We start from the raw sequence: 16,609 nt of genomic DNA, 5'->3' as shown, positions 1-16,609 counted from the left end.
GTTGCGAAGGCGTCGGGTCAGGCGAGCGCATGAGCGGTTCCCGTTTCGTTCTCGTGCGGGTGGTGCGGGTGGTGCTGATCGTGCGGGTGGTGTGGGGGCGTGTGCCGGGCGAGAGCCGCGGCGACCTGTGCCGCGTAGGTGTCGAGGCCCTCGGCGCCGCTGCCGGGCAGGCCGGTGAGCCGGGGCAGCAGATCGCCGAAGGCGTTGACCTCGCCGACGGCCACCCGGCGCCAGCCGACGGCCGGCAGCAGGTCCACGCCGACGCACAGGGTGCGGGGGAAGCAGGCGGCGGCCCGTTCGCACACGCCGAGGACGTCCGTCCAGCGGGCGCCCGCCGACTCCACGGCGGCGCGGGCGACGTCGAGGTCCCCGCGCCGGCCGCCGAGGTGGAGGTTGGTCAGCGGAGAGGCGCTGGTGCGTACGACGGCGTGGGTGGCCCGGCCGGCCACCACGACGACCCGCAGGTCGGCGGCGCGTCCCCGCTGCGAGCCCTTGGGCAGCCAGCGCTCCAGGTGCAGGCCGTCGGGGGCCAGGGTGTCGACGATGGCCGCGATCTGCCGTTCGTCGTGGTAGCGGCGGACCCGGAGGGAGTTGAACAGCCGTCCCTCCGGGACGAGTTCGACGGATGTGGTGGCCCGGATCCGGCCGCCGCCCGCCGACTCGATCGCCAGCACGCCGGAGGCGGACGAGCCGTGCGCGGGCTTCACGAACAACCGGGGCATCCGGTGCTCGCGCATCAGGGCGCGTACGTCCGCCCAGCCGCGCACGGGAGCCGCGTCCGCGCCGGAGGTGGGTGAGTCCGGCACGGGCACGTCCGCGCCGGCCAGCACGGCGTGGCAGCGGCGTTTGTCGAAGAGGACGGCCAGCTCGTCCGTGTCGTCCAGGCGGATGCCGCCGCGCAGGCCGCGCAGCGCTGACATCAGCGACGCGTACCAACGGCCCGAGCCCTCCACCCGGGTCGGGTCCTCGGCGCCCCGCAGCAGCCGGTCGACCTCCGCGTTCTCGCCCGGGGAGTCGAGCCGGACCAGTTCGTCGCCGGCGAAGCCGGCCCCGCCGGTGCGCAGCACGTGCGCCCACGGGACGACGCGCGGGGCGGGCAGGCCGGCCGCGCGCACCGCCCGGTCGAAGAGGGCCACCCGGCGGTTCTCGGGATTGCCGACCACCGCGAAGCGCGCGGTGCCGGTCCTGTGTGCGCCCGGGTCGTCGTGTCGGGGGAACACTCACTCACCCACGGCCACGTAACGCCGGTCGGCGCCGTGGTCGTCGTCGGCGTCGCCCCGGTCGAGGTCGACCTCGACGCCCGCTGGCTCCAGGGTCTGCCGGATACGGTCCTGGAGCGGCTCGCTGATGTAGTGGTGGTGCAGGTCGAGCTTCTTCAGGTGCGTGAGGGGCTGGCCGCCGAGGAGGGCCGCGGCGCCCTCGTCGGTCAGGACGCCCATGGAGAGGTCCAGCGTCTCCAGGCGGGCCACCACCGGTGCGGACGCGACGGCCGCGGCGACGGCGTCCTGTATCTCGCTGTTGCGCAGGGCGAGATGGCGCAGGCGGGGCAGGCGGTCGCCGGAGAGGACGGGCTCCAGGTCGGCCACCTGGCTGTCGCCGCCGTAGTCCGGCGTGCCGAGCCACAGGTCGAGGTGCTCCAGCGCGGGCAGGTCGCTGGCCCCGACTCCGCGCACGACCTCGGCGGGCAGCCCGCCCGCCTCGATCGTCAGCCTGCGCAGCCCGGTGTGGCGCAGTGCGGGGAACAGCAGATCCGACCCTCCGCGCACGCCGAGTTCGGCCAGGTCGGGGAAGCCGGTCAGGAGCGGGGTGACGTCGGTCTGCTGGATCCAGGAGATCTCGCTCTCCTCCATCACCATGTCGCCGAGGAACACGGCTCGCAGGGCGGGCAGCCGGTCCCGGGCCGCGAGCAGCGACTCTATGACGGGGCCCGAGTCGCTGTCGTACGCCTCGCCCCAGGCGCCGACGACCAGGGCACGCACCCTCGTGGTGTCGACCGTCTCCAGGAAGCGGGCGAACGCGGCCGTCCACTCCTCCTCCGTCTCGTAGACGTCGACGGACACGCGCCAGGCGTAACCGTCCGGCTCGGGCAGGTCCCGCCGCTCGTCCGGGCCGGGGAAGGGGTGGACGGGCAGCCGGTGGAAGACGTGCAGGTGGTCACCGATGGTCATGCGGCTGCTCCCCGGGCTGGAATCGTACGGCTGTCGATGTCCGCAGTTGTACCAACAGCCACTGACAACGCCGGGCGGCGGGTGGACTTCGGTTCGTCACCTGGGTTCCGGTCACCGGTCGTTGTCAGTGGCGGCCCCTAACGTTGTGGTCGTGGAGGCGGTGCGGTGCGCACCGCAGCGGGGGGAGCACGCATGTACCGGCAGGGAGACGTCCTGCTCGTGCCCGTCGCCGACGAGACGGTTCCGGCACATGTCACGGACGCGCCGCGGGAGCGGAGGGACGGGCGGGGGCGGCTGGGCCCTGGGCGAGGTCACACGGGGCACGCGCACGCCGTCGTCGGGCCGGTTCGCCTGGCCAAGCCACCGCGCCGGGCTGCCAGGAGGCCTGGCGGGCTACGCCGTCCGGGTCGTCCTTGGATCCGGCGCACCGCTTCGGAGGCGGTACGCCGGTCGGAGACGGTGTGCCGGTCCGGAGGCGGTACGGCGGTCCGGAGACGGTGTGCCGGTCGGAGACGATGTGCCGGTCCGGAGGCGGTGTGCCGGGCGGGTCAGCCCTGCGCGCGGTGTGTCCCGCGTCAGTCCCGGTCGACGTGCTCCCGGAGGATCTTGCCATCGGTCGCGTCGATGTCGAAGGTCGTCTTGTTCCAGTCGTCGGTGGTGACGACGTCGACGGACCACGTCGGTGTGCCCCCGTCGGAGTCCTCCAGCTCGACGGCGGTGACGGTGCCCTTGGTCCACGACTGCTCCGGCACCGCACATGCCGGGCCGCCGCCCCGGGCAGCCGTCCTGGGGCAGCCGCACCGGGCAACCATCCCTGACAGCCACCCGGGCAGTCCCCCCTGGCAGCCGTCGGGGCTACCACCCCCGGCAGCCGTCCGGGCGGCTTCCGTAGCAGGCTGGGGTATGTGTGCCCGTCCTGGGCAGGGGGAACTTGTCCCGCCGGGTGCGGCCCGGTGAGAGGAGGCGAGGTGGCAGCATCGACGCCAGCCGCGGACGGCCGGTTCCCGGCCGGCCGGGAAGACGGACACGAGCCGGATCCGAACCGGTGGCGTGCCCTGTGGGTCACCCTGGTGGCCGGGTTCATGAGCCTGCTCGACGTCACGATCGTGGCGGTCGCCCTGCCCACCATCCAGGGCGACCTCCACGCCTCCCCCGCCCAGGTGCAGTGGGTGGTCTCGGGATACGCCCTGACCTTCGCCCTCGCACTCGTCACCGCCGGCCGTCTCGGCGACGCCCTGGACCGGCGCCGTATCTTCCTGCTGGCCCTCAGCGGCTTCGTGCTCTTCAGCGCGGCCTGCGGGGCCGCCCCGGACATCACGCTGCTGGTGGTGGCCCGCCTCGCCCAGGGGCTGGCGGCCGGATTCATGGCCCCGCAGAACTCCGCGCTCATCCAGCAGATGTTCCGTGGCGCCGAGCGCGGACGTGCCTTCGGCTTCTTCGGTGCCACCGTCGGCATCTCGTCCGCCACCGGCCCCATCGCCGGCGGCGCCATCCTCGCGCTCGCCTCCGGCGACCAGGGCTGGCGGTGGATCTTCTACGTCAACGTCCCCATCGGCATCCTCGCCGTCCTCCTGGGTCGCCGGCTGCTCCCCCGCGTCCCGCGCTCCGGGCGAGGACAGGTGGACGTGCCCGGCGTGCTGCTGCTCGGCCTCGGCGTCCTCACGCTCATGTATCCGCTGGTACAGGCCGAATCCGGCGGCCTCGGCGGCCTGTGGTGGCTGTTCCCCGTCGGTGCGGCGGTCCTCGCCGTCTTCACCTGGTGGCAGCGCCGCCTCGTCGCCCGCGGTGCTCCCCCGCTGCTCGACCCCCGCCTGTTCAGCACCGTGCGCGGCTACGCCGTCGGCGCCGGCATCGGCACGCTGTACTTCATCGGCTTCAGCGGCGTCTGGCTCGTCTTCGCCCTGTTCTACCAGCGCGGACTCGACTTCTCGCCGCTCCGCTCCGGCCTCGCCGTGACCCCCTTCGCCCTCGGCTCGGCCGGCGCGGCGGTGCTGTCCGGGCGGCTGGTGGAGCGGTACGGCCGACTGCTCACCGTGTGCGGTCTCGCGGGCGTGATCCTCGGTCTGGGCGGCACCGCGCTGCTGCTCCGTTTCGCGCCCCTGCACATCGCTGCCTGGGTGGCCGCCCCCGTGCTCTTCCTCGGCGGCATCGGCAGCGGCTTCGTGGTCGCCCCGAACATCACCATGACCCTGCGGGACGTGCCCGTGCGCATGGCGGGCGCGGCGGGCGGCGCCCTTCAGACCGGACAGCGGCTGGGCGCCGCGCTGGGGACGGCCGCCCTGCCCGGCCTCTTCTACCTGGTACTGGGCCGCAGCCACGACTACCGCGGCGCTCTCGTCACCGCGCTGGGCGCCGGCCTCCTCGGCATGGTGGCGTCCCTGGCTCTCGCGACGTTCGACTGGCAGCGCGACCGGCGGAGGGCCAAGCCGCACCGGAAGTGCCCGGACGAGGTCGCCAACGATCCCGTGCACGCCCGACAGACCTGACCCGGCCACGGCTGCGCAGGCCGTGACCACACCTAGGGCCTCTTGGATCACGCCGGGCTCGCCTGATCCAAACGAAAGACCCTGGCCGCAGGTGGCCGGGCCCCCGGTGCTCGCCCCCCGGAACACGGCGGCGACCGGCCCTTGCCGTGCGGGCCGGGCGGCAGGGCCATCAGGGTGGACCCGGCTCGTGTCGGGCGGCCGACGCGTGCGCGGTTGGCCATGCTGGGCCGGGAGCGGCACCCCTCGCGGCGACAAGGAGCACGGCAATGCCGACGGACCCCGTTGAACGATTCCTGGTGGCGCTGAGCCCCGACGACCGGGAGGCCGTGGCCGCGAAGCCGCGCGAGGAGCAGGAGCAGCTGGCGGCGGCCTGGGAGCGGGAACTGGAGTCGGACGACGAGCTGGACACCCTCGACGAGTTGTCACCGCCGGCCGCGGAGGCCGAGGCGGCCCGCCGCGTCCTGGAACGGGGATCGGGCGAAAGGCCCTAGCGTTGCGCGCGGTGTGCGAGGCACGGGCGGTAGCCGCATCCGCGCCCCGGGTCTCCGCCCCGGCGACGCGTTAGGGTCGGTTGCGTGACACTCTCCACACGAGAACGAGAGCGGTTTCTGGCGGAGCCTCACATCGGCGCGCTGTCGGTGGTCGAACGGCCGGACCGCGCACCGTTGACCGTGCCCATCTGGTACCAGTACACGCCCGGTGGCGAATTGTGGGTGCGCACCGGGCCCGATTCCCGGAAGGCACGGGCGATCCGCTCCGCGGGCCGCTTCAGCCTGATGGTGCAGCGCACCGAACCGACCGTGCGCTACGTGTCGGTGGAGGGGCCGGTCACCCGGACCGCCCCCGACAGCCACGAGCTGTCCTGGGAGATGGCCGCGCGATACCTCCCGGAGGACCAGGTCGCCGCCTTCGTGGAATACGACCGGACCCGGCTCGGCGAGCACTTCGTCGTCTATATGCGGCCCGAGCACTGGGTCGCCGCCGACCTGGGCTCCTTCTGAGAGCCGGGTCCGGCGTTCGCGTCGGCTCCGCCGATATTCGTTGAATTTTCTCGGAGTGCTGCGCGAAGCCGGCTCGGCAATCCGGGACGAAGGCTTTGCGGCGGACTTCGGCGCATTCATGGCCGGATCATTTCCCTTTCCCGAAGAAATGGTTGGGGGCCGGCCCCTCGTCCCCCTGGTGTGATCCACCACCCCTGGCCCCGACGGGGGGAGCCAGTGGGCAACCCATCACGAGGGGACCATGAAGCAAATCAAGGCAGCCGCTACTGCCTTAGCCGCTTTCACGTTGCTGGCGGGGCGTCGCCGCCGAGGCCGCACCCGCGGCCGGTGAGACGCTGCGCTCCGGCTACCAGCCGCTCGCCGAGAGCCTGCGCACGACACTCGAGGTCACCGCGAACGTGGCCGACACCTTTCGGTACAGGAGTGTGTACAGGCCGCCCGCCGGCACCATCGCGGCCGCGCGGAGGACGGAGGAAGCCCTGCACCAGGCGTCCTACCGTCCGCAGCAGTAACCACACCCGCAACACCTCGTACATGCGACCGTGCCCGGCCCCGGTCGCTTCTTTGGCAGGCTGGGTCCATGAACACCGCAGCTCAGGACCCCACCCCCGCCGTCGCCGCAGAGGTGCTGGTCGTGGACGACGACCCGGAGGTACGTGCCGCGCTGGAGGACGGGCTGGCCTTGGAGGGCTTCACCGTCCGGGGCGCGGCCGACGGACATGCCGCCCTGGCCGCGATGGCGGAGCGGGAGCCGGACGCCCTGGTGCTGGACGTGATGATGCCGGTGTTGGACGGGCTGGCCGTGTGCCGACGGCTGCGGGCGCTGGGCGACCGCACGCCGATCCTGGTGCTGACCGCGCTCGACGCGGTCAGCGACCGGGTGGACGGCCTGGACGCGGGAGCCGACGACTACCTGGTGAAGCCCTTCTCGCTGGACGAGCTGGCGGCGCGGCTGCGCGCCCTGCTGCGCCGCGCCGGTCCCGGCGAGCCGCCCCGGCCGAGCGGACTGCGCTTCTCCGACCTGGTCGCCGACCCGGAGAGCCGTACGGCGGTGCGGGCGGGACGGCGGCTGGAGTTCACCCGCACCGAGTGGGCCCTGCTGGACCTGTTGCTGCGTCACCCCGGGCAGGTCCTGGAACGGGAGACGATCACGCGCTGGGTATGGGGGCGGGACCTCGGCCCCGACTCCAACTCACTGGCCGTCTACGTCGGATACCTGCGCCGCAAGCTGGAGGCCGGCGGCGCCTCCCGGCTCGTCCACACGGTGCACGGCGTCGGCTACACGCTGGACGAGCGGTGACCCGGCCGCGCCGGCACCGCCGTCCGCCGCTGCGCCGCCGGCTGGCCGTCACCGCGTCGGCCGCGGTGGCGGCCGTGGCGCTGGCCGTGTGCGCGGGCGCCTACGCCGTCACCGTCTACACCCTGCACCGGCAGTTCGACCTCCAGCTGACGCAGGCGGCGACGCTGGCGATCCAGCGTGACCGGGCGGGCGGCCCCGGTGTCCAGGCCGGAGAGTGCCGGTACCTGGCCGCGCCCGCTTGCGCCCAGCTGGTGCCCGAGTCGGCCACGGAGGACCCGCGCGAGGGCTATCTGCTGCCGGTCGGCGACGCGGTGCGCCAGGTGGCGGCCCGTCGTCGGGCGCCGTACTACAGCACGGCCTCGGTCGCCGGCCGTCCGGTGCGGGTGCTCACCACTCCCGCCCGCGAGGGGCTGGCCATGCAGGTGGCGCTCCGCTCCGACGGGGTGCGCCGCGCCGAGCGTCAGGCGGCGGGGCTGCTGGCCGTGATCGGCGGGGCCGGGGTGCCGGTGGCCGCGCTGCTGGGTTACTGGGTGTCCCGTTCGGGGCTGGCTCCCGTGACCCGGCTGACCTCGACGGCGGAGCGGATCACCGCCACCCGGGACGCCGGCCTGCGCATCGAACTGCCGGCCGTCGAGCGCGGCCGGGAGGACGAGATCACCCGGCTCGCGGTCAGCTTCAACTCCATGCTCGACGCCCTGGAGGAGTCCCTCGCCGCGCAGCGGCGTCTGGTCGCCGACGCCTCGCACGAACTGCGCACCCCGCTGACCGCGCTGCGCACCAACGCGGAGATCCTGCTCCGCGCGGAGCGGCTGACCGAGCGGCAGCGGGAGCGGGCGACGGGCGCGCTGACCCGCCAGCTGCGGGAGGTGACCACACTGGTCAACGATCTGATCGACCTGGCCCGTGACGAGGAGCCTCGGCAGTCGCTCGAGCCGGTACGGCCGGCCGTGCTCCTGGAGCACAGCGTGGCCGCCGCCCGCGACCACTGGCCGCAGGTCGACTTCGTCCTGGACACCGACCCGTCGGCCGCGACCGCCCTGGCCGCCGCCGTGCCGAGCCGCCTGACACGGCTGTTCTCCAACCTCCTGGACAACGCGGCCAAGTTCTCCCAGCCCGGCGGCCGGGTCGAGGTCGCCGTGCACCGGCCGGCCGACGGCGGGCGGCTGGAGGTCACCGTCCGCGATCACGGGCCCGGTATCGACGCCGCAGACCTGCCCCATGTCTTCGACCGCTTCTACCGGGCCCGGACCGCTCGTGCCCTCCCGGGTTCCGGCCTGGGCCTGGCCATGGCCCGCCAGATCGCGCACTCCCATCGCGGCGAGCTGACGGCGCACCGGGCCCCGGGCGGAGGAGCCCTGTTCCGCCTGGCGCTGCCGGTCGGGGCACACGCCGAGGGCTGAGGGCCGCCGGCCGTCCACGGCCGCCGGTGCGTCCTGGGTGCCGGCCAGGGCCGGGAGCCTTGCGAGCGGACGGTGTCCGCCCACAGGCATGACGTGCTCCCTTTCCCTCAGGCGACTCCTTCCCTCAGGACACTCTTCACCTCAGGGCACTCCTTACCTCAGGGGACTCTTCACCACAGGGCACTCTTTCGCTCAGGGGACTCGGCCGGGTCGGTCAGGGCGCCCAAGGGGCCTCGACGGCCCAGGTGGTGTCCTCGGTGAAGCCGGCCGGGTTGTCCCAGGAGTGTGTGCCGCCCGCTTGCGCCAGCCAGAGTTCGGCGTTGATGTGCCGCAGGTACTGGCCGGGGAATCCGGCCGCGGACAGCCTGATGCCGCCGTTGCCCTGGACGGGGCACCAGGTGGCGTCCGCCTTGTACAGCGCGGAGTCGTCGCCCGCCTCGCGGCGGACCCGGAATTCGCGGTGCCGCAGGTATTCACCCGGGTAGTTGCGGGACTCGAAGGAGTAGCAGAGTCTGTTCGCGAGGCCGGGCCTCACCTTCCAGGTGGCGTCCCGCTTCAGCAGGTCACCGCTGCCGGCGCCGACCACCTCGGTGTAGCCGAGCCCGTCGTGGTGGCGGATGTATCGGTCGGTGTACCCGGGTGTCGTGACGCGGATCGACACGTACTGCTCCAGCGGCAGCCGCACCGGTGGGCCGAGGGTGCGGGAGGCGGCGACGAGCGCCTGGTTGGCGGCGCGGACGCGGGACTCGTCGACCTTGACGACCTGGCGGTCATAGGTCATCAGCCCGTTGGCCTCGTTCTCGACGTCGGTGATCTGCGTGTAGACGGAGGCGGAGAGGCCGCCGGCGGGCATGGCGTTCTGCCGGATGCCGTCGAGCAGACCGACCAGCCGGTCGTTCAGCGCGGACAGGCTCGGCTGGTCCTCGTAGCTGAAGCCCCCGCCCGGGTACCACTCGTGCCCGGGGACTCGGTAGCCGAGTCCGCCGTACTCCCCCAGTACGGATGCGCGCATCTGCTCCGTGGGCGTGTTGCCCGGTCCGACGTAGTTGTGGTTGTCGACGACGTCGCCGTTGCCGCCGTCCCGGGCCCCGCAGCAGTTGACGCCGCTCATGTTGTCGACGAGGCGGGCGGGGTCGTACGCCTTGACCATGTCGGCTATGCGTGCCTGGTCGTACTGGCCCCAGCCCTCGTTCTGGTCGACCCACTGGATGAGGGCGGGTGAGCTGCGGTGCTGGTCGATGATGGCGCGGTACTCGCTCTCCCACTGGGTGCGGGCCGCGCTGTCCGGCGACTTGCCGCTGTCCATGGACGGCATGTCCTGCCACACCAGCAGACCGAGCCGGTCCGCCCAGTAGAACCAGCGCTGCGGCTCCACCTTGATGTGCTTGCGGACCATGTTGAAGCCGAGGTCCTTGTGTTTCTGCAAGTCGTACTTCAGGGCGTCGTCGGTGGGCGCGGTGTAGTTGCCGTCCGGCCAGAAGCCCTGGTCGAGGGTGCCGGTCTGGAAGACGAACCGTCCGTTGAGGACCGGTCGGCGGACGCCGTCCACGTCCTTCACCGCGATCGAGCGCATGCCGGTGTAGCTGCCGACCCTGTCGCCGCCCGGGCTCCCGGTCAGCCGGGCGGATACGTCGTACAGGAACGGGTCCTCGGGCGACCACAGGCGGGCGTTCGGCACCGGTACGGCGAACTCGGTGCCGACGGTGCCGACGGCGCTGCCGACCGTCGTTCCGCCGCTGGAGACGCCGACCTCGACACCGGCGCCGTCGGTTCCGGTGCCGCGCACGGTCACGTGCAGGGTGTCGTCCTCCGGATGCGGGACCATGTCGAGCCGGGTGATGTGGGCCGCTGCCGTCGGCTCCAGCCAGACGGTCTGCCAGATGCCCGACGAAGCGGTGTAGACGATGCTGTGGCCCGCGTGCGGGGTGACGTCCTGGATGCGCTGTTTCCCGATGGCCTGGCCGCCGGTCTCCGTGGGGTCGAACACGGAGACGACGACGGTGTTGGTGCCGCCGTTCAGCAGGGGCGTGATGTCGTACGAGAAGGCGTCGTAGCCGCCGCGGTGCACGACGCCCGCCTGCCGGCCGTTGACCCGGACGGTCGTCTCCCAGTCGGAGGCACCGAAGTTGAGCTGGACGCGCCGGCCGCTCCAGCCGGCCGGCACGGTGAAGGTGCGCCGGTACCAGAGCCTGTCGTTCCCGGTGATCTTGCGCTGGATGCCGGAGAGCGCGGACTCCGGGGCGAAGGGTACGCGGATCCGCTCACCGAACGTCGTGGGCTGCGCGGCGTCGCGGGAGGTGACGGCGAAGTCCCAGATGCCGTTGAGGTTGGCCCAGTCGGGGCGGGTGAGCTGGGGGCGGGGGTATTCCGGCAGGGGGTGGTCGACGGGGACCCGGTCGGTCCAGGGCGTGGTCATCGCGGCGGGCCTGGGCGTCCAGGCCGTGGCGGCCCGGGAGGGGGACGCCCCGGCTGCCAGGAGTGTGGTGACGGCCAGTGCCGTCACCACGAGGGTGGTCAGGAGGTGTCGCAGGGCCTGTCCCGGCCGGGAGGGGGGAACGGTTCCGCGAGGGGGGAGTCTCAGCACGGTGTCTCCTCCATGGTCGGTGCGGCGCCACGGGCGGGGTTCCGCGCCGGATGCGCGGAACCCCTGGTGCCACCGCGTGTGGTCGGTGCGGGCGCGGTCAGCCGCTGTACGTGTGCAGGGTCAGGCCGTAGCGGTTGAGGATCTCGCCCACCGGCTGGAACCAGGTCTCGCCGCCGCCGGTGCAGTTGCCCCAGCCGCCGGAGGTGACGCCCTGTGCCTGGTCGCCGGTGATGAAGGACCCGCCGGAGTCGCCGGGTTCGGCGCAGACGCTCGTCTTGGTCAGCTGGTGTACCGCGCCCTGGCTGTAGTTGACGGTCTCGTTCGTCGCCAGGACCGTGCCGCAGTGCCAGTGCGACGTCGATCCCGAGCGGCAGACGGAGGAGCCGACCGGTGCCACGGCCGAGCCGCGCACGAGCTGGTCGGGCACCGTGCCCCAGCCGAGCACGACGGGCACCGTCCACCAGCCGCCGCCCACGCCGACCCAGGCGTAGTCGTTGTCCGGGAACGAGGAGCCCTGGAACGTGCCGACGTAGGAGCCGTCCCAGCCGCTGACCCCGGCGCCCGGCCGGCCGCAGTGCCCGGCGGTGACGAAGCCGCCGTACACCGAGAAGCCGATGGAGCAGCGGACGTTGCCGGTGTAGTAGGGGTCGCCGCCGACCGTTCCGGCGGCGAAGGTCCGCGGGGCGGCGGCGACGGTGCGGACGGTGACGGGGCCGCTCTCGCGGGCCTCGGAGACGAAGCGTCGGACATCGTTGTCAGAGCGCTCGCTCCGGACCACGTCGACGACGACCGTGCCGGCCTGCGGGTCGACGTGCCAGCCGCTCACTCCCGCGGGGGCGGGGAGCCGGTCGATGCGGGCCTTGGCGGCGTCCAGTTGCCGGGCGGTGTGCCGGGCCGTGCGGACCTCGGCCCCGGACGCCTCGATCGCGCGGCGTGTGTCCGCCGGCGCGTCCGGGGTGAGCGCCACCGTCAGGCGCCCCTTCTCGGCGTCGAACCAGGAGCCCGCGTAGGCGTTCCCGGCGGCCTTGCGGACCTTCGGATCGAGCGTCGCCGCGGCCCGCTCGGCCACGATGCGCGCCTCGGCCTGTTCCCGCGTGAGGCCGAGATCGCGCTGCATGGCGGTCACGAGGCCGTCGGAGGCGGGCTTGGCGGATCCGGCGGCGAGGCCGGTCGCCGCCGCAGGGGCCGTTCCCGCGGTGGTCGATCCGCCGAGGATCAGCAGGGCGGACAGCACGGCAGGCGTAAGTCTTCTGCGTCGCATGGGAGTTGCCCTTCGTCGTTCCAGGAGTGGGGTGGAACAGCCGAATCTGAGAGCGCTCTCATGTATGGCGGAGCAGAGCCTAGACCCCTCGATGCGTCAGGTCCATGCCAATGCCGGAATCGTCGCCCGCCTCTTCGGGACGCTCAGCGGACGTGACGTTCCGATCACCCGCCCGACGCCTGTCCGACGGGTCCGGGTGGCAGAACACGAACTGTCACCGCGAACGGAGCTGCTCCCCGGGGTGTGTGTTCCCCGGGGAGGTCGCCGGCGTCGCGGGCGGGTTACAGGGCGCGTTCCAGGCGGTCCGCCATCAGCTTGACGAACCGGGCCGGTTCCTTGGGCTGGCCGCCCTCGGCGAGCACCGCCAGGCCGTGCAGCAGCTCGGCGGTCTCGGCCAGCTCCGTGCGGTCCTCGCGCTCCTTGTACGCCTGGTTGAGGCCCTTCACCAGCTGGTGGTCGGGGTTGAGTTCCAGGATCCGCGCGGCGCGGGGCACCTCCTGGCCCATCGCGCGGTACATGTTCTCCAGCGCCGGGGTCAGGTCGTTCGCGTCGGAGACGACGCAGGCCGGGGAGACGGTGAGGCGGGAGGACAGGCGGACCTCCTTGATGTCCCCGTCCAGCTGCTCCTTCATCCAGCCGAGCAGCCCGGCGTACTCCTCGTTCTGCTTCTCCCGTTCGCCGTCGGAGGTCTCCTTGTCCTCGGCGTCGAGATCGATCTGCCCCTTGGCCACGGACCGCAGCTGCTTGCCCTCGTACTCGCCGACGGCGTCGGCCCACACCTCGTCGACGGCGTCGGTGAGCAGCAGCACCTCGATGCCCCGTTCCCGGAACGCCTCCATGTGCGGGGAGTTCTCGATGCTCTGCCGCGACTCGCCGGTGAGGTAGTAGATGTGCTCCTGACCGTCCTTCATCCGCTCCACGTACTGCTTGAGCGTGGTCGGCCCGGACTCGTCGTGCGTGCTGGCGAACGACGCGACGGCGAGGATGGCGTCACGGTTCTCCGAGTCGGTGATCAGCCCCTCCTTCAGGACCGTGCCGAACTCCCGCCAGAACGTGGCGTACCGGTCCTGGTCCTTGGTCATCATGTCCTTGACCGTGGACAGGACCTTCTTCGTCAGCCGTCGCCGCATCATCTCGATGTGGCGGTCCTGCTGGAGGATCTCACGGGACACGTTCAGCGAGAGGTCGGCCGCGTCGACGACGCCCTTGACGAAGCGGAGGTACGGCGGCAGCAGCGCCTCGCACTCGTCCATGATGAACACGCGCTTGACGTACAGCTGCACGCCGCGCTTGAAGTCCCGCGTGAACAGGTCGTGCGGCGCGTGCGCGGGGAGGAACAGCAGGGCCTGGTACTCGAAGGTGCCCTCCGCCTGGAGCCGGATCGTCTCCAGCGGGTCCCGCCAGTCGTGGCCGATGTGCTTGTACAGCTCGTGGTACTCGTCGTCGGACACCTCGTCGCGCGGCCGCGCCCACAGCGCCTTCATCGAGTTGAGCGTCTCGGGTTCGGGCGCCTCGCCGCTCTCGTCGGCCGTCGCGGGGCGCTCGGGCACCATCCGGACGGGCCAGGTGATGAAGTCCGAGTACCGCTTGATGATCTCCCTGATCTTCCACGGGGAGGTGTAGTCGTGGAGCTGGTTCTCCGGGTCGGCGGGCTTGAGGTGGAGCACGACCGAGGTGCCCTGCGGCGCGTCGTCGACCGTCTCCAGCGTGTACGTGCCCTCGCCGCGTGACGTCCACCGGGTGCCCTGGCTCTCGCCCGCGCGCCGGGTCAGCAGGGTGACCTCGTCCGCCACCATGAAGCCGGAGTAGAAGCCGACGCCGAACTGGCCGATGAGCCCTTCCTCGCCGGCCGCGTCCCTGGCCTCCCGCAGTTCCTCGAGGAACTTCGCGGTGCCCGAGTTGGCGATCGTGCCGATCAGCCGCCCGACCTCGTCGTACGACATCCCGATGCCGTTGTCCCGCACGGTGAGCGTACGGGCTTCCTTGTCGATGTCGATCTCGATGTGCAGGTCGGACACCTCGGCGTCGAGCGAGTCGTCCCACAGCTTCTCCAGGCGCAGCTTGTCCAACGCGTCGGAGGCGTTGGAGACGAGCTCCCGCAGGAAGACATCTTTGTTCGAGTACACCGAGTGGATCATCAGCTGGAGCAGCTGACGGGCCTCTACCTGAAACTCAAACGTCTCGGTCGGCATGTTCGCGAGTACCTCACAGGTCCTGTCGCCGGAACTGGTGGCACACACTGTAAAACACCACGTCAGGGCAGTGGCCGGATTGCGGGGCGGTGGCTTGATCCGTACGGTGCCGGGCGGGGTCTCGGCGGCGCCCGGAGCGGCTTCCCGGTCGCCGTCCGCCCCACCTCCCAGTCGCCGTCCGCCCCACCTCCCGGCCGCCTCGCCGATCGCCTCCCGGCCACCTCCCGGCCGCCTCGCCGGTTCTCCTCGCGGGGCACCTTCCCAGCCTCCTCCCGGGCACCTTCCCAGCCTCCTCCCGGGCACCTTCCTGGCACCTGCCTGGTCTGCCCCCGCCCGCCCCGTGGTCGGGCCCCGGGGTCGCCCGGGGCGCACGGGTGGTCATGACATGCGGCTCCCCGGGTACCCGGCAGATCCCGGTCGGGTCGGCTGCGCAGGCCCGCGGGGCTTCGGAAAGTCGAGCAGTGAGAACGGAGGCGCAGAGATGAGCAAGGTCAAGGAAGCGGTGGAAGTCGACGTCCCCCTCCACACCGCCTACAACCAGTGGACGCAGTTCGAGGACTTCCCGAACTTCATGGAAGGCGTCGAGGAGGTGACGCAGCTGGACGATCGGCACAACCACTGGACCACGAAGATCAGCGGCATTCGGCGGGAGTTCGACACCGAGATCGTCGACCAGCTGCCCGACGAGCGCATCACGTGGCGCACCACCAGCGGCGACACCAATCAGAAGGGCACGGTCCGCTTCGAGCGCCTGGACGACACCCGCACCAAGGTAGAGCTGGTCATGGAGGTCGAGCCCAGCGGCGCCGCGGAGAAGGTCGGGGATCTGCTCGGCACGATCGACCGGCGGGTCAAGGGTGACATGAAGCGGTTCAAGAGCTACATCGAGGAGCGCGGCGGGGAGTCCGGAGCCTGGCGCGGCCGGATCCGCCCCGGAGGCGCGGGCCCCGGCATCTGATCACCGGCTCCCGGACGACACGCAGGGACCGGCCGGTCCTGGAATCCGGCGTCCAGGGCACAGCGGGCCGCGAGACCGGTCAACCCGGTGTTCGCGGCCCCCGGCCGGTCCCGCTCGTGCGGTCGGCCCCGTCGGTCCCGTCGACCCCGTCAGGATGTTCAAGGAACAACCATCACCGGTGGTCGGCGCGGAACCGTCGGCCGGTTGACGCGACAACTACCGTTTCGGCTCGCGCACTTCCGCCTCGAGGAGCACGATAATCACAGGGGGCACTCGGCACCGCGGACCGTATCCGGGGCCGCGGGCGGCACGAGGAGGGCACCATGACCCGCGCCGGAACCGTGGCCACGGCCCGGTTGCCCGACACCGTCAAGCCGGGCGGCATCGAGTCGGAGAACCATCCCTGGAAGATCCGGCTGGTCGAGCATCCGAAGCGTTACGAGTCGCCGTTCTTCAAGGCCGCGAAACGGACGGCGCACAAGATTCTCGACCAGATGGACGACGCGGACCTGCCCTACGGGCCCCGGCCCACCGGGTCCGAGCACTGGGAGATGCACCACGGGGGGAGCCTGTGGGTGATGACCGGGAGCGGCTGGCGGATGTACCGGGCCCGCGTGGGCATCGAGTGGAGCATGCAGTTCTGCGCCGACCCGGCGAGGGTCGACAGACTGCGCCAGGACGCGGCCGAACTCGTGGCGGGCTTCCCCGAAACGCTGAAAGCCCTGGCCGAACTGGGCTACGAAGAGGCCGAGGAACTGCTGCGTACGCCGATCGAGGACGCCGACGGCGTCGAGGCGTGGACCGACTCGCTCTTCAACGCGTGTGTGCCGATGAGCCGCGGGAACCACCAGGGGATCCTGCCGAAGGTGCCGGGTGAGCACCACTACCCGTGGCCGGTGAAGGGTGCGGACTTCGTCCGCTACGACGACTTCCAGCTGTGGGTGACGCTGCCCGACGGCACGCACGGGGCCGTGACGCCGGTGGACCGGCGGGGGTCGGGTGACGGGCACGTACGGCTGGTGCTCGCCCCGGAGGGCAGCCAGGCCTCGGGCACGCTGGCCAAGGCGCAGGAGCACGGGCTGATGGCCGTCCTGCCGCCCAACAGCTCGGCCGCGCTCCAGGCGTTCGCCGGGCAGATCGAGCCGGGACGGCGTTCCGCGTCCGGACCGCCGGCCACCCGCCGTTCCCGCGGCAACGGGCAGGCCTCCCGGACCCGCGGGAACGGGCAGGCCTCCCGGACCCGTTGAGAGGGGGCACCC

General features: G+C 72.2%; 13 protein-coding genes. 7 read left to right on the top strand and 6 right to left on the bottom strand.

From position 1 onward, the window contains the following. Positions 1-17: 17 nt before the first annotated feature. The 3 genes from JK361_RS06720 to JK361_RS06710 form a co-directional block, all read right to left on the bottom strand. Complete coding sequence (locus JK361_RS06720) at positions 18-1,220, bottom strand: STM4014 family protein (RefSeq protein ID WP_201814722.1); 1,203 nt, start codon at positions 1,218-1,220, stop codon at positions 18-20. After that, positions 1,221-2,168 carry an STM4015 family protein gene (locus JK361_RS06715; protein ID WP_201814721.1) on the bottom strand — a complete coding sequence of 316 codons (948 nt, stop codon included), beginning with the start codon at positions 2,166-2,168 and terminating at the stop codon, positions 1,221-1,223. It lies immediately after the preceding gene. A gap of 575 nt (positions 2,169-2,743) precedes the next feature. Then, positions 2,744-2,920: a PepSY domain-containing protein gene (locus tag JK361_RS06710; protein WP_307787196.1), complete on the bottom strand. Its 177-nt coding sequence runs from the start codon at positions 2,918-2,920 to the stop codon at positions 2,744-2,746. 216 nt (positions 2,921-3,136) lie between these two features. Between JK361_RS06710 and JK361_RS06705 the strand changes: the two genes are divergently transcribed. The 5 genes from JK361_RS06705 to JK361_RS06685 all read left to right on the top strand — a co-directional run bounded on the left by JK361_RS06705 (position 3,137) and on the right by JK361_RS06685 (position 8,355). Next, a complete protein-coding gene (locus JK361_RS06705) occupies positions 3,137-4,654 on the top strand; it encodes an MFS transporter (protein WP_201814719.1) in 1,518 nt (505 codons plus the stop codon). 266 nt (positions 4,655-4,920) lie between these two features. Further along, a complete protein-coding gene (locus tag JK361_RS06700; RefSeq protein ID WP_201814718.1) occupies positions 4,921-5,145 on the top strand; it encodes a hypothetical protein in 225 nt (74 codons plus the stop codon). A gap of 84 nt (positions 5,146-5,229) precedes the next feature. Continuing rightward, positions 5,230-5,655, top strand: coding sequence for a pyridoxamine 5'-phosphate oxidase family protein (locus tag JK361_RS06695; RefSeq protein WP_201814717.1), 426 nt, complete (start codon positions 5,230-5,232; stop codon positions 5,653-5,655). A 580-nt stretch (positions 5,656-6,235) separates the two neighbouring features. Further along, positions 6,236-6,955, top strand: a complete 720-nt coding sequence (locus JK361_RS06690; protein ID WP_201814716.1) for a response regulator transcription factor — start codon at positions 6,236-6,238, stop codon at positions 6,953-6,955. Beyond that, entirely contained in the window at positions 6,952-8,355 is a 1,404-nt protein-coding gene (locus tag JK361_RS06685) for a HAMP domain-containing sensor histidine kinase (RefSeq protein ID WP_201814715.1), read from the top strand. Before JK361_RS06690 ends, JK361_RS06685 begins: the two co-directional genes overlap by 4 nt. A 214-nt stretch (positions 8,356-8,569) precedes the next feature. Here the strand turns inward: JK361_RS06685 and JK361_RS06680 are convergent, their stop codons facing one another. From JK361_RS06680 to htpG, 3 genes are all read right to left on the bottom strand, one after another. Continuing rightward, positions 8,570-10,885, bottom strand: a complete 2,316-nt coding sequence (locus tag JK361_RS06680; protein WP_201815011.1) for an AbfB domain-containing protein — start codon at positions 10,883-10,885, stop codon at positions 8,570-8,572. Between the two features lie 151 nt (positions 10,886-11,036). Then, on the bottom strand, positions 11,037-12,200 hold the full coding sequence (locus tag JK361_RS06675) for a S1 family peptidase (protein ID WP_201814714.1): 1,164 nt from the start codon (positions 12,198-12,200) through the stop codon (positions 11,037-11,039). A 281-nt stretch (positions 12,201-12,481) separates the two neighbouring features. After that, positions 12,482-14,392, bottom strand: coding sequence for a molecular chaperone HtpG (gene htpG / locus JK361_RS06670; protein WP_201814713.1), 1,911 nt, complete (start codon positions 14,390-14,392; stop codon positions 12,482-12,484). Between the two features lie 481 nt (positions 14,393-14,873). Between htpG and JK361_RS06665 the strand changes: the two genes are divergently transcribed. Next, positions 14,874-15,350 carry an SRPBCC family protein gene (locus tag JK361_RS06665; RefSeq protein ID WP_201814712.1) on the top strand — a complete coding sequence of 159 codons (477 nt, stop codon included), beginning with the start codon at positions 14,874-14,876 and terminating at the stop codon, positions 15,348-15,350. A gap of 323 nt (positions 15,351-15,673) precedes the next feature. After that, positions 15,674-16,597 (top strand): DUF6424 family protein, encoded by a 924-nt coding sequence (locus JK361_RS06660; RefSeq protein ID WP_201814711.1) that lies wholly within the window; start codon positions 15,674-15,676, stop codon positions 16,595-16,597. Positions 16,598-16,609: the final 12 nt, after the last annotated feature.

Origin of the sequence: Streptomyces musisoli (genome assembly GCF_016741855.1) — a bacterium.
Classification (GTDB): domain Bacteria; phylum Actinomycetota; class Actinomycetes; order Streptomycetales; family Streptomycetaceae; genus Streptomyces; species Streptomyces musisoli.
Note: the sequence above shows the minus strand (reverse complement) of the source record. Positions and strands in the feature narration are given on the sequence as shown.